General features: G+C 61.4%; 13 protein-coding genes. 2 read left to right on the forward strand and 11 right to left on the reverse strand.

The genetic code is table 11. The features are described from left to right. Positions 1–76: 76 nt before the first annotated feature. From AC3B5Q_RS04740 to AC3B5Q_RS04780, 9 genes are all read right to left on the reverse strand, one after another. A complete protein-coding gene (locus AC3B5Q_RS04740) occupies positions 77–286 on the reverse strand; it encodes a cold-shock protein (protein WP_014589840.1) in 210 nt (69 codons plus the stop codon). A 357-nt stretch (positions 287–643) separates the two neighbouring features. Then, a complete protein-coding gene (gene gcvT / locus AC3B5Q_RS04745; protein WP_488392855.1) occupies positions 644–1,765 on the reverse strand; it encodes a glycine cleavage system aminomethyltransferase GcvT in 1,122 nt (373 codons plus the stop codon). A gap of 27 nt (positions 1,766–1,792) precedes the next feature. Beyond that, on the reverse strand, positions 1,793–3,169 hold the full coding sequence (locus tag AC3B5Q_RS04750; RefSeq protein ID WP_021781880.1) for an L-serine ammonia-lyase: 1,377 nt from the start codon (positions 3,167–3,169) through the stop codon (positions 1,793–1,795). A 154-nt stretch (positions 3,170–3,323) separates the two neighbouring features. Beyond that, entirely contained in the window at positions 3,324–6,179 is a 2,856-nt protein-coding gene (gcvP, locus tag AC3B5Q_RS04755) for an aminomethyl-transferring glycine dehydrogenase (protein WP_028698094.1), read from the reverse strand. An 11-nt stretch (positions 6,180–6,190) separates the two neighbouring features. Next, positions 6,191–6,574, reverse strand: a complete 384-nt coding sequence (gene gcvH / locus AC3B5Q_RS04760; protein ID WP_003255087.1) for a glycine cleavage system protein GcvH — start codon at positions 6,572–6,574, stop codon at positions 6,191–6,193. Positions 6,575–6,876: 302 nt separating this feature from the next. Further along, positions 6,877–7,344 (reverse strand): DoxX family protein, encoded by a 468-nt coding sequence (locus AC3B5Q_RS04765; RefSeq protein WP_392521230.1) that lies wholly within the window; start codon positions 7,342–7,344, stop codon positions 6,877–6,879. Next, on the reverse strand, positions 7,337–8,110 hold the full coding sequence (locus AC3B5Q_RS04770) for an HvfC/BufC N-terminal domain-containing protein (protein WP_448176632.1): 774 nt from the start codon (positions 8,108–8,110) through the stop codon (positions 7,337–7,339). The genes AC3B5Q_RS04765 and AC3B5Q_RS04770 overlap by 8 nt, the downstream gene beginning before the upstream one ends. Then, positions 8,107–8,940, reverse strand: a complete 834-nt coding sequence (gene bufB / locus AC3B5Q_RS04775) for an MNIO family bufferin maturase (RefSeq protein ID WP_488392856.1) — start codon at positions 8,938–8,940, stop codon at positions 8,107–8,109. Before bufB ends, AC3B5Q_RS04770 begins: the two co-directional genes overlap by 4 nt. A 16-nt stretch (positions 8,941–8,956) precedes the next feature. Next, on the reverse strand, positions 8,957–9,244 hold the full coding sequence (locus AC3B5Q_RS04780) for a BufA1 family periplasmic bufferin-type metallophore (protein ID WP_021781885.1): 288 nt from the start codon (positions 9,242–9,244) through the stop codon (positions 8,957–8,959). 224 nt (positions 9,245–9,468) lie between these two features. Here AC3B5Q_RS04780 and AC3B5Q_RS04785 point away from each other — a divergent pair, with 224 nt between their 5' ends. Together AC3B5Q_RS04785 and AC3B5Q_RS04790 are read left to right on the forward strand one after the other, a co-directional pair. Further along, positions 9,469–10,053: a sigma-70 family RNA polymerase sigma factor gene (locus tag AC3B5Q_RS04785; protein WP_021781886.1), complete on the forward strand. Its 585-nt coding sequence runs from the start codon at positions 9,469–9,471 to the stop codon at positions 10,051–10,053. Then, positions 10,043–10,684 carry a DUF1109 domain-containing protein gene (locus AC3B5Q_RS04790; protein ID WP_488392857.1) on the forward strand — a complete coding sequence of 214 codons (642 nt, stop codon included), beginning with the start codon at positions 10,043–10,045 and terminating at the stop codon, positions 10,682–10,684. Before AC3B5Q_RS04785 ends, AC3B5Q_RS04790 begins: the two co-directional genes overlap by 11 nt. A gap of 58 nt (positions 10,685–10,742) precedes the next feature. On the opposite strand, the gene gltS is transcribed toward AC3B5Q_RS04790, so the two are convergent. Next, on the reverse strand, positions 10,743–11,948 hold the full coding sequence (gene gltS / locus AC3B5Q_RS04795; RefSeq protein ID WP_021781888.1) for a sodium/glutamate symporter: 1,206 nt from the start codon (positions 11,946–11,948) through the stop codon (positions 10,743–10,745). A 127-nt stretch (positions 11,949–12,075) separates the two neighbouring features. Next, positions 12,076–13,584, reverse strand: a complete 1,509-nt coding sequence (gcsR, locus tag AC3B5Q_RS04800; RefSeq protein ID WP_003255078.1) for a transcriptional regulator GcsR — start codon at positions 13,582–13,584, stop codon at positions 12,076–12,078. Positions 13,585–13,680: the final 96 nt, after the last annotated feature.

Genomic DNA, 13,680 nt, shown 5'->3' on the forward strand with positions numbered 1-13,680 from the left:
AAATACGAGCCCACTATTCTACGGGCAAAAAAAAACCCCTGCACTTGGCAGGGGCTTTTCAAAGTCTGGCGCTGGATCAGACAGGTTGAACCTTGTCAGCCTGCATGCCTTTCTGGCCCTGGACTGCTTCGAAGGTGACTTGCTGGCCTTCTTTCAGGCTCTTGAAGCCGTTGCCTTCGATAGCGCGGAAGTGCACGAAGAGATCCGGACCGCTTTCTGGGGTAATGAAGCCGTAACCTTTTTCGTCATTGAACCACTTGACGGTACCCTTCTGACGCTCAGCCATTGTCTTATTTCCTATGAAACTTAAATTTTGATGACAGTTTCTTTCGCACTTTTTTGTAAGCGAAAGACTACTGGGCTGGGTTGCAGGAAGTAAGAGACGTCGAACGGGTTGTAGCAAATCTCGGCTACTGGCCCAGGTCACGAACTGTTGCGACCCATGCAAACACAGTGCAGTGACTCTACGCCAACTCCCGAGCGAAAAACAAGCCCTTGGTCGTATGGAAAACTGGCCGCTTGCCGATAACCGACCGATTTGTCGGAAACGGCATGGCGCCTGGCCTGGCGCCATGTTCAAAAGTTATTGGGCAGGTTCGAAAACGAATATGTCGACGCTGCCCAAAACCTTCACAAAGCCGTTTCAGCCACGGTAGTAACGTGGTGTCACGAAAGGCATTTTGCTGACTTTCAAGGCCACCTTCTTTCCACGCACCACGGCAAACAGTGCAGTGTCGAGTGCAGCATGTTCACTATCGATATAACCCATTGCGACAGGTGCAGCGAGTGTCGGACCAAAGCCTCCGCTGCATACTTTACCCACCGGTTTATCGTTTGCGTCGACAATGTCCGCGCCTTCGCGTACTGGCGTACGCTCCTGAGGCAACAAGCCTACGCGTTTGCGCGCGACCCCGTCGCGCACGTGGGCGAAGATCGCCTCGGCACCAGGGAAGCCGGCAGCACGTGCACCCTCGGCACGGCGCACCTTGGAAATCGCCCACAGCAGGCTGGCTTCGATCGGCGTAGTCTCGGTGTTCATGTCATGGCCATACAGGCACAAGCCAGCTTCCAGGCGCAGCGAGTCGCGTGCGCCCAGGCCGATCGGCTGTACTTCCGGCTCGGCCAGCAGGCGGCGGGCCAGGGCGTCGGCAGCGTTGACCGGTACCGAGATCTCGTAGCCGTCTTCGCCGGTGTAGCCCGAGCGGCTGACGAAGCAGTCCACGTCCAGCAGCTTTACCCGGCGCAACTGCATGAAGATCATGCCGGCCACTTCTGGAGCCAGGCGTTCCAGCACTTTGACCGCAGCCGGGCCTTGCAGGGCGAGCAGGGCACGCTCCTCGAACAGCGGCTGCACCTCGCAGCGGCTGCCGATGTGCGCTTGCAGGTGAGCCAGGTCCTGCGCCTTGCAGGCCGCGTTGACTACCAGGAACAGAGTGTCGTCGCCCAGGTTGGCAACCATCAGGTCGTCAAGAATGCCGCCTTGCTTATTGGTGAACATGGCATAGCGCTGCATGCCCACCGGCAGGTCGATGATATCCACCGGTACCAGGCTTTCCAGCGCCTTGGCGGCGTCAGCACCACGCAGAATGATCTGGCCCATGTGCGAGACGTCGAACAGGCCGGCCTGCTCGCGGGTGTGCAGGTGTTCCTTGAGCACACCCAGCGGGTACTGCACCGGCATGTCGTAGCCGGCGAACGGCACCATGCGCGCACCCAGTTCCAGGTGCAGGGCATGCAGTGGGGTCTTGAGCAGTGTTTCGGACATCGATGACTCCTTGCTGTCATTGTCGGGTCAACATTCAATGATGTTGACGGCCAGGCCGCCACGGGCGGTCTCTTTATATTTGCTTTTCATGTCGGCGCCGGTCTGGCGCATGGTGCGGATGACCTTGTCCAGCGACACGTAGTGCTGCCCGTCGCCGCGCAGGGCCATGCGTACCGCGTTGATGGCCTTCACCGAGCCCATCGCATTGCGCTCGATACAGGGCACCTGAACGAGGCCGCCGATCGGGTCGCAGGTCAGGCCCAGGTTGTGTTCCATGCCTATTTCGGCGGCGTTCTCCACCTGCTGCACGCTGCCACCCATCACTTCGCACAGCGCCCCGGCGGCCATCGAGCAGGCCACGCCGACCTCGCCCTGGCAGCCCACTTCGGCACCGGAGATGGAGGCGTTTTCCTTGTACAGGATGCCGATGGCTGCGGCGGTGAGCAGAAAGCGCACCACCCCGTCCTCGCTGGCACCCGGCACGAAGCGCATGTAGTAGTGAAGGACTGCCGGGACGATGCCCGCTGCGCCGTTGGTAGGGGCCGTAACCACACGACCGCCGTAGGCGTTTTCCTCGTTCACTGCCAAGGCGTAGAGGTTGACCCAGTCGAGCACCGACAGGGCGTCACGCAGGCTGGCCTCCGGGTGGCCGCTCAGTTGGCGGTACAGGGCCGGCGCACGGCGTTTGACCTTGAGCCCTCCCGGTAATATGCCCTCATGCTGGCAACCAGCAGCGACACAATCTTGCATCACCTGCCAGATGCGCAGCAGCCCGGCTCGGGTTTCTGCTTCTGGGCGCCAGGCGGTCTCGTTGGCCAGCATCACCTGGCTCACCGACAGGTCATGCGCGGTGCAGTGGCCGAGCAGCTCCTTGGCGGTCTTGAACGGATAGGCCAGCACCGTGGTGTCCTCGACGATGCGGTCGTGGCCGGCAGCGTCCTCGTCGACCACGAAACCACCGCCTACCGAGTAATACTCGCGGCTTCGGATTTGCAGGCCTGCGTCGTCGAACGCGCGGAAGATCATGCCGTTGGGGTGGTAGTCCAACGGCTTGCGGATCATCGCCAGGTGCTGCTTTTCGATGAACGCAATGCTGTGCTCGCCCAGCAGGTTGATGCGTCCGCTGTCGCGGATGGCTTGCAGGCGAGCGGGAATGCTGTCGGTGTCGATAATGTCCGGGTGTTCGCCTTCAAGGCCCAGCAGCACGGCTTTGTCACTGCCGTGGCCTTTGCCTGTGGCGCCCAGTGAGCCATACAGCTCGGCTTTGACGCTGGCGGTGCGGGTAAGCAAGCCATCACGGCGCAGCCCTTCGGCGAACCGCGCAGCGGCGCGCATCGGGCCGACCGTGTGGGAGCTGGAGGGGCCGATGCCGATCTTGAACAGGTCGAAGACGCTCAGTGACATGGTGGTTCCTCCAGCCGGGGAAATTAGGCGGACGGTGAACCCTGTGGGAGCGAGCGTGCCCGCGAATGCGTCGGTGAAGTCATCATCGCATTCGCGGGCGTGCCCGCTCCCACAGAGGTCCACACCTCAAGTCAGGTAGCGGGCCTGAGCGCAATCAGGCGTCCTGATAGCTCTCGATCGACGGGCAGGCGCACACCAGGTTGCGGTCGCCGAACACGTTGTCGACCCGGCCGACCGGCGGCCAGTACTTGCCCTCCACCAGACTCGCCAGCGGGTATACCGCCTGCTCGCGGCTGTAGCCATGGGTCCATTCGCCAACCAGCTCAGCCGCGGTGTGCGGGGCGTTTTTCAGCGGGTTGTCGTCCTTGTCCAGGCTACCGTCCTCCACCGCGCGGATTTCTTCGCGGATCTGGATCATCGCGTTGCAGAAGCGGTCCAGTTCTTCTTTGGACTCGCTTTCGGTCGGTTCGATCATCAGCGTGCCAGCCACCGGGAAAGACATGGTCGGGGCGTGGAAGCCGAAGTCGATCAACCGTTTGGCCACGTCGTCGACACTGATGCCGCTGGTGTCCTTCAGTGGGCGCAGGTCGAGAATGCATTCGTGAGCCACCAGGCCATTACCGCCGGTATACAGAACAGGATAGTGCTCTTCCAGGCGGCGGGCGATGTAGTTGGCGTTGAGGATTGCCATTTGCGAGGCACGTTTGAGGCCGGCACCGCCCATCATGCGGATATACATCCATGTGATTGGCAGGATGCTGGCGCTACCGAACGGCGCAGCGCATACCGCGCCCTGGGTGTTTTCCAGCTGTGCATGGCCTGGCAGGAACGGCGCCAGGTGCGACTTGACGCCAATCGGGCCAACGCCCGGGCCACCACCACCGTGCGGGATGCAGAAGGTCTTGTGCAGGTTCAGGTGGGAAACGTCGCCGCCGAACTTGCCTGGCGCGCACAGTCCGACCATGGCATTCATGTTGGCGCCGTCGATGTACACCTGGCCACCGTTGTCGTGGATGATCGCGCAGATTTCGCCGATCGCTTCCTCGAACACGCCGTGGGTCGACGGGTAGGTGATCATGATTGCAGCCAGGCGCTCGCGGTGCTCGATGGCTTTGGCGCGCAGGTCCTCGACATCGACGTTGCCACGGGCGTCACAGGCGGTAACCACGACACGCATGCCAGCCATATGTGCGGTGGCCGGGTTGGTGCCATGGGCCGACGACGGGATCAGGCAGATATCGCGGTGGCCTTCACCACGGCTGCGGTGGTAGGCGCGGATCGCCAACAGCCCGGCGTATTCGCCCTGCGAGCCGGCGTTGGGCTGCAGCGACACGGCATCATAGCCAGTGGCCGCGCACAGCATGGCCTCCAGTTCGGTGGTCATCTGCAGGTAGCCCTGGCTCTGCTCGGCCGGGGCGAACGGGTGCAGGTTGCCGAACTCGGCCCAGGTGACCGGGATCATTTCGCTGGCGGCGTTCAGCTTCATGGTGCACGAGCCCAGCGGGATCATGCTGCGGTCCAGCGCCAGGTCCTTGTCGGCCAGGCGGCGCAGGTAGCGCATCAGCTCGGTTTCGCTGTGGTAGCGGTTGAACACCGGGTGTTCCAGGATGGCCGACTGGCGCAGCAGGGCGGCAGGCAGCAGGGAACCGGTGCTGGCGGCCAGTGCGGTGAAGTCAGGCTGTGCCTGCTCGCCACCCAACAGCTGCCACAGCGACTCGACGTCAGCCTGAGTGCTGGTTTCGTCCAGAGACAAACCCACATGGGCGGCATCGATCTGGCGCAGGTTGATGCCTTGGGCGCGTGCCTTTCCATGCAGGCTGGCGGTGGCAGTGCCGGTGGCCAGGGTCAGGGTGTCGAAGGCGCTGGCGCCTACCACCTGTACGCCCAGCGCCTTCAGGCCGGCGGCAAGGATCGCGGTCAGGGCATGGGTGCGCTCGGCAATGCGCTTGAGGCCGGCAGGGCCGTGGTAGACGGCGAACATGCTGGCGATGTTGGCCAGCAGCACCTGGGCGGTGCAGATGTTGCTGGTGGCCTTTTCGCGGCGGATGTGTTGCTCGCGGGTCTGCATGGCCAGACGCAGGGCGGTTTTGCCGAAGCGGTCAATCGACACGCCGACCAGGCGGCCAGGCATGTCGCGCTTGAACGCATCGCGGGTGGCGAAGTAAGCCGCGTGCGGGCCACCGAAGCCCAGTGGCACGCCGAAGCGTTGGGCGCTGCCGATGGCCACGTCAGCCTCGAATTCGCCCGGTGGGGTCAGCAGGGTCAGGGCCAGCAGGTCTGCTGCTACGGCGACCAGAGCGTTGGCAGCATGGAAACGCTGTACGACCTCGCGGTAGTCGAACACTTCACCGTTGCTGGCCGGGTATTGCAGCAGGGCGCCGAAGAAGGCGCTGACATCGCCCAGCTCGCGCTCGTCGCCAACCACAACTTCGATACCCAGCGGCTCGGCACGGGTGCGCAGCACGTCGAGGGTTTGCGGGTGGCAGTGTACCGAGGCGAAGAAGGTGTGGCTGGCCTTGTTCTTCGACAGGCGCTTGCAGAAGGTCATGGCCTCGGCCGCAGCCGTGGCTTCGTCGAGCAAGGAGGCGTTGGCGATCGGCAGGCCGGTGAGGTCGCTGATCAGGGTCTGGAAGTTCAGCAGCGCTTCCAGGCGGCCCTGGGAAATTTCTGGCTGGTATGGGGTGTAGGCGGTGTACCAGGCGGGGTTTTCCAGCAGGTTGCGCAGAATCGGCGCCGGAGTGTGAGTGTTGTAGTAGCCCTGACCGATGTAGCTTTTGAACAGCTGGTTCTTGCCGGCGATGGCCTTGAGTGCGGCCAGCGCATCCGCTTCACTTTGGCCGTCATGCGAGCCAAGCACGCTCGTGCCCTTGATGCTGTCGGGGATGACCGCAGCGGTCATGGCGTCCAGCGAGTCGAAGCCCAGTGCAGTGAGCATGGCCTGTTCGTCAGCGGCGCGCGGGCCAATGTGACGGGCGATGAATTCGTTGGCGGTGCCGAGGTTGATGGTCATGGCGGGTGTCCTCAGGCGTCGTCGTTGGCTTTGAGCAGGCGGTCGTAGGCATCCTGGTCGAGCAGAGCGGTCACGGCTTCTGCATCGGCAGGGATGAAGCGGAAGAACCAGCCTTCGCCCATCGGGTCTTCGTTGACCAGTTCCGGGCTGTCTTCGAGCTGGCCGTTGACTTCGACCACTTCACCCGTCAGTGGCATGTACACGCCGCTGGCGGCCTTGACCGATTCGACGGTGGACGCTTCGCTGCCTTTCTCATACTGCTGCAACTCTGGCAGTTGCACGAAAACCACGTCGCCCAGGGCATTCTGGGCGTAGGCGGTGATGCCCACGGTGACGCTGCCATCGGCTTCGACGCGCAGCCATTCGTGATCTTCAGTGAAACGCAACTCGCTCATGGGAAATCCTCGGGAAGCAGGGCGTGGGGCGCGGTGGCGCCGCGCTCTTAGGGTAGGATTCCCTTAGCAATAATGCGGCCAATATAAAAAACTTATTATTTATCAATGGCTTACGTAAATATGGTGGAAAGCCATATTTTTTGTATGGAATGATATCGTTACAGGTGCTCATGGGAGGAAAAGGGTTTGAGCATCAAACCCTTGTGCACCCACGTCGAGGCGGGCTTGTATCGTTTTCGATACAGTGTAGCGAAAACGATACGATTGCTGCGTGAACAGGGCAGGTGCCAATTGGCCTTCGGTCATTTCACTTTCAGCAGATGATCCAGCGAAAACGCGCCGGCGCCACGTGCGACCAGGAGCAGCAAGAGCCCTGCCCAAGTCAGGTGGGTGGGCCACGCATCGGGGTATACGAACACTTCTATCACCAGGGTCATGCCCAGCAGTGCCAGCGCAGATAGCCTGGTCATCAGGCCGAGCACCAGCAATAGCGGGAACAAGTGCTCAGCGTAGGTTGCCAGGTGTGCTGCAAGCCAGGGCGAAAGGAGCGGCAGCGCGTACTCGGTGCGGAACAGCTCGTAGGTGCCGGGTGTGAGGGTGAGGAAACCTTCCACTTTGGTGCGCCCGGAAAGAAAGAATATCGAGGCGATCCCGAGCCGGGCGACCAGGCACAACAGGTCATCGCTCAACCGGCGCTCGATGCTCTGCGCAACGTGGTTCCAGGCGCGCCGCAAGCTGCTGGCCGGGGGCGTGAAATCGACACTAGCCATGGTGGTGTTCTCCTGTGAAGGCGAGTGGGCGAAAAGCCTGGGCTGTCATCAGGCGCCCGAGCATCTCGGTGAAGTCCAGGTCGGTTTCTGCGTGTCGTGCCAGGTCTGAGGCCTGCATCAGCGAGTGTCCGGCCGCACAGGCCTTGAGAAACTCATGGCCACCTTTCCCCAGCGGCTGATGGCATACGCCATCAGCGGTCCCGACAAACAGTACCCCTTCGCCCACCCATGGCTGGTCATGGGGCCAGGCAAGCTGTTCGCGGGCGCAGCGCCACAGGGTGTACACAGGATGCGCTTCGCACCAGTACCAACGGGCACTGGCACGGGGGGCCAGGCAACCGTGATCCAGATCGCTGGGGGTCATGCCTGCCAGCTCGACAAGGTTCAGGCACGATTCGTTCGGCGCGCTGAAGGCTTCTGTCCAACGCAGGTCCAGGCGCGCGACATCCGCCAGATACGGCACAGCATGTTGTGACTGAATGTCTTCGAGGAAATCCGGAAAGGTTGCGCCGTAGCAGATCAGCCGGGGATCGCTGGGGGGAAATTGCCGCGCATAGACTGCCGCGGTCTCATCCATCCAGGCGCGCCCGACGAGTGTGCACACGCTCGGAAAGTTTGCGCGCAGCGCATCCACGCAGCCGGCCAGCACCGTGTTGCGATAAACCGCGAACGCCGCTTGTTCGGTCACTCCCGAAAGCTGGGGAGCAGGGCGGGAATAGAGTGCCTCGATGAATGCGTGCTGGAACTGACCAAGGGAAAGGTTCATGGCAATACACCTGGGCAAGTCATGATCGACTGTGCGATGGACCGTTCAGCAAGCAGTTCGGTGAACGGGGGAAGCTTGTCGTCACGTTCAATGAGTGTCGGGCGCGGGCCGACACGGGAAACCAGTTGGCGGTACAGCGCCCACACAGGCTCGGCCACCTGCGCATCATGGGAGTCGATCAACAGGTTGCCTTGGTCATCATCGCTGTGCCCGGCCAGGTGAATTTCTGTGATGGCTTGCGCTGGAAAGCGGTCCAGGTAGGCAGTTGCCGAGAACCCCAGATTGTGAGCACTCACATAGACGTTGTTGATGTCCAGCAGCAGGCCACAACCCGTGCGACGTGTCAGTTCGCCAAGAAAGTCGATCTCGTCCCAGTCATGGCCCTGCAGCTGCAGGTAATGACTGGGGTTTTCGATGGATATACGCCGGCCCAATACCTCCTGGCATCGCTGGATGTTTTCAGCGATGCGGGTCAGGGCCTCGTTGCTGCGCGGAAACGGCAGCAGGTCTGGATGGTAGTGCCCCTGCCAGGTGGACCAGGCCAGGTGCTCTGATACAAGTACCGGTTCGATCTGATCGCACAGTGCGCGCAGACGCTGCAAGTGGTCCTGATCGGGGGCTGCGTCAGCCGCCAGCGAAAGTGCCACACCATGCAATGAGATCGGGTGCCGCTCTGCGATGCGGTTCAGCCAGGCAAGGCGAGGGCCACCGACCATGTAGTTCTCCGGGTGAACTTCAAACCAGAGCCCTTCGAGATCGCACGCCAGCGCCTGGTCGTAGTGCTCGGCCTTCAGGCTGACTCCGGCGCCCATTCGTGCGTCTGCGTTCATGGTCGGTTTCCCCTGATTAAGACTTGTGAGGTGTCAGCGAACCCATGCCGGCAGGTGTCTTGATCGAAGTGCAGGTGCCGGCGGGGACGTTTTTCCAGTGCATGCCGTCGTAGTCTTTCTTCGCACTGCCTGCGCAGCTGGTACCGGCGCCGGCCTTGCAATCGTTCTTTCCTGCCATGGCGACGCCGTAGCATTTTTCCATGGCAGCGCCACTGCCTGCGGGTTGCGTGCTGTCGGCCGCCATGGCAACGCCTGCAAGCGAGGCGAGAGCAAGTGCTGCAGTGGTGAGGGCGAGGGTTTTCATGGGTGAATCTCCTGAGAGTGTGGCCGTGGTCTTTACCGGCGGCTCATGGAGTAATTCGTGCCTCGCGTAAAAAGGGTTACAGCCGTGGGAGAATTTTTTTCAGGGCTTGTCTTCACAAGCTGATGTTGTAGCCAAGGGCATGGCATATTTGCAGCACCTGCGTGCCACACGCCGGGAGCGGATGAATCAAGTCAATTGTATTCAGGGTGTAACCCAGGCGGCCCATGCAGCGAACTAACTCACAGGATGAGCTCGAGGCTCGCGAGGCCCGGTTGAAAGCACTGTTGCTTCGAGGGCTGACAGGCGACCAGCTGGCCTATCAGGATTTTCTTGGCACGCTTGCGCTGCATGTGCGTGCGTTTCTGCGCAGCCGTCTGAGCAGGCGCCCGGCCGAGATAGAGGACATGGTGCAGGATGTGCTGCTGGCGGTGCATAACGCGCGTCACACTTACCAGGCACAGCAGCCTTTGACGGCTTGGGTGCATGCGATCGCCCGTTACAAACTGGCGGATCATCTGCGAAGTGTTTCACGTCGCGAAGCCCGGCATGATGTTCTGGACGATGATGCGCAATTGTTTGCTATTTCGGAGGTTGAATCAGCCGAGGCCAGCCGAGACCTGACCAAGCTGCTCAAGCAACTGCCAGAGCGGCAACGACTGCCGATTGTTCATGTCAAGCTGGAGGGGTTGTCTGTCGAAGAGACGGCACAACTTACCGGGCTTTCCAGTTCAGCGGTAAAGGTTGGGATACATCGAGGACTGAAAGCGCTATCCAGGCTGATTGGAGGAGCCAATAACCATGAAGACTGACGACTTGATTGCCTTGCTGGCCGCAGGCGAAGGGCCAGTGCCGCGCCACGCCGTTTGCAGGCGGATGGCGGTTGCTGTGCTGGGTGGGCTGACCGCAGCACTGCTGCTGACAGTCGCCCTTTACGGTGTACGTAGTGATATCACAGAGGTTGCACAAACCCCGTTGTTCTGGGGCAAAGTCGCCTTTCCAACCAGCTTGGCGTTGATCGGGCTGTGGTTGACAAGCCGCTTGGCCAGGCCAGGTGGGAAGGGCGCTGCAGGCTGGAAGATGCTTGGCTTGCCACTGCTGCTGGTCTGGTGCGGGGCGGCCGTGAGTATCGCCGGGGTGCCTGTGGATGCTCGCGCCGACCTGTTGTTCGGGCGCACATGGCGTACCTGCGCACTGAATATCACGTTGCTGTCGGTGCCGGCTTTTGTCACCGTGTTCTGGGCGCTGAAAGGCCTGGCGCCCACCCGGTTACGGCAAGCGGGCGCTGCCGGTGGCCTGCTGGCGGGCTCGACCGCAACGGTGGCCTACTGCCTGCATTGTCCGGAAATGGGCGTACCGTTCTGGGGTGTGTGGTATGTCCTTGGCATGCTTGTTCCGACGGCGTTCGGTGCCTGGTGGGGCCCCCGCATGCTGCGTTGGTAGGCAACTCAGAGCGGCTTTCTGGTTGCCGGTCCTGTGCTTTAAGGGGGCCTGAAAGCGCTTAACCAGTAATGAACAAGGGCAATGCCAGGTACAGCTTGATCACGATGACATTGATGATGTCGATGAAGAACGCCCCCACCATCGGCACCACCAGGAAGGCAAGGTGCGAGGCGCCATAGCGTTGTGTCACCGCTTGCATGTTGGCGATGGCTGTCGGTGTAGCACCCAGGCCGAAGCCACAGTGGCCGGCAGCCAGGACTGCAGCATCGTAGTTGCGCCCCATTACCTTGAACGTCACGAAGATTGCGAACAGCGCCATGACCAGTGTCTGCGCGGCCAACAAGGTAAAGAAGGGTAAAGCCAGGGCTGCCAGGTCCCACAACTTGAGCGACATCAAGGCAATGGCCAGGAACAGGGACAAACTTACATTGCCCAGTACCGACACTTCCCGTTCGAATACTTTGTAAAAGCCGAAAGCCCGAAGCCCATTGCGCAACAGTACGCCGACGAAGAGTACGCAAACGAATGTCGGTAGTTCGAATGCTGTACCTTTCAGCAAGCTGTTAAGTAATGTGCCAGTCAATAAGCTGACAGCAATAAGTGCCAAGGTTTCTATAAATGAAAACGATGTGATCAGGCGCTCTCTGTCCGGTTGTTCAAAGCCCTTGGGTAACTGCGGCGTTTCTTCTTGCACCCCTGGTGTCTTGACCCGTTTGATCAGCAACCGGGCGACTGGGCCACCAATCAAACCGCCCAACACCAGGCCGAAAGTGGCAGAGGCCATTGCCAGTTCCGACGCCGAAGCCAGGCCAAACCTCTCAGTGAAGGTCGCGCCCCAGGCAACACCTGTACCGTGGCCACCCGACAAGCTGATCGAACCGGCCAGCAGGCCCATCAGCGGGTCGAGCCCCAACGCTGTCGCCAGACCGATACCCATGGCGTTCTGAACCACCAGCAAACCCGTCACCACCAGGAGGAATACGGCGACCACGCGTCCACCTTTCTTCAGGCTCGCGAAGTCTGCACTCAAGCCGATGGTAGCGAAGAATGCCAGCATCAACGGTGTTTGCAACGAGGTATCAAATTGGACGTGTACATCGAAACTGCGCAATGCCAGAAGTGACAAGGCAACGACCAGGCCGCCTGCAACAGGCTCAGGGATATTGTATGCGCGCAGGAAACCAATACGTGCGACCAGGCCGCGTCCCAATAGCAGTACCAAAGAGGCGGCTACAAGTGTCCCGTAAAAATCGAGTTCAAACATCAGGGTGCTCTTAGTTCAAGGTGACATGCAAAATTACAATGTCACCATTCTACGGGGAGCACTCCAGTCAAATACGGCTGGGCAGCTAGGAAAAGTCTGATTCAATTATGGGTTTTTACCACGGGCGTCATGGTTTCCCGGGTATTCCATATTTACGCAGCCGCTGGGCGATAGCCGTGTGCGAAGTTTGCAAGCGCCCGGCCAGTTGTCGTGTTGACGGATAGCTGGCATACAGGCGCTGTAACAGCTCGCGCTCGAAATCACCCACGGCCTGTTCCAGGCTGGCCACTTCGCCATCTTGCCCGCGTGCCACCGAGGTGCCGGCGATGTCCAGGTCGCCGATATCCACCAGATTGCCCTCGCAGATAGCCGCGGCGCGGAAGATCACGTTCTGCAACTGGCGCACATTGCCCGGCCAAGGGTTGGCCAGCAGTGCCGAATGGGTGGAGGGGGTTAGTCGACAGGCTGGGCGCTGGATCTGCGTGCACGCCTGCTGCATGAAGAAGTGCGCCAGCATCAGGATGTCCTGGCCACGGTCGCGCAGCGGCGGTACCTCCAGGTTAAGCACGTTCAGACGGTAGAACAGGTCTTCGCGGAAGCTGCCTTCGGCGACCATGCGTTCCAGATCGCGGTGGGTGGCGCTGATGATGCGCACATCCACCTTCACTTCGCGGTCGCCACCCACCCGGCGGAAGCTGCCGTCGCTGAGAAAACGCAGCAGTTTGGCCTGCAGGTATGGCGACATCTCACCAATTTCATCAAGGAATACGGTGCCCTGGTTGGCCAGTTCCATCAGCCCAGGCTTGCCACCTCGTTGCGCGCCGGTAAAGGCCCCGGGCGCGTAGCCGAACAGTTCGCTTTCGGCCAGGCTCTCCGGCAGTGCTGCGCAGTTCAAGGCCAGGAACGGGGCCGCGTGGCGGCTGCTGACGGCATGGCAGGCGCGGGCTACCAGTTCTTTGCCGGTGCCGGTCTCGCCATGCACCAGCAGCGGCGCATCGAGCGCAGCCACGCGTAAGGCACGGGCTTTGAGGGTGCGAATGGCCGGCGACTCGCCCAGCAAGGCATCGAAGCCTTCGGCGTGGTCGTGGTGCAGGGCCGACAGGCGTTCGCCCATGCGCGAGGGTGGGTACAGCGTCAGCAGGCCGCCGGCGTTGGTGATCGGCATGGCGTCCAGCAGCAGGCTATGGCCGTTCAGCTGCATCTCGCGCATGGGCAGGTGGAAGTTGTTGTCCAGCAGCGCTTGCAGCAGTGCGGGGTCGCCAAACAGTTCACCCACCGAGCGCCCGGCAGATTCGCGACCGCACAGTTCGATCAGCGCCGGGTTGGCCAACAGCACCAGGCCTGCGCTGTCCACCGCCAGCACCGGGTCGCTCATGGCGGCCAGCAGGGCATCGAGTTGCAGGTGGCGGCGCTGGCCTGGGAGGATGTCGACCACGTCCACCGATTGCACGCCGTGTACTTCGAACAGCGCGTCGTGCAGTTCTTCGAGTACGGCGGGGCTGAGGGTAGGGGCGTCGATGTAGACGTTCGGCGGGACCATCTCCACGGCGTCCAGGTTGAGGTTGCGGGCACCGAGCAGGGCGAGGACTTCCTGGGTGATGCCGACGCGGTCGATGAAGCTGACGTGGATGCGCATGGGGTTCGAACAGTTGGCAACGGAGGCCGCCAGTATGCCCTGAGACGGGGGTCAGGCCCAAGGTTGGCGGTGGCGTATTCGCGGGCGCGCCCGCTC

Source organism: Pseudomonas sp. D5(2026), assembly GCF_057766845.1.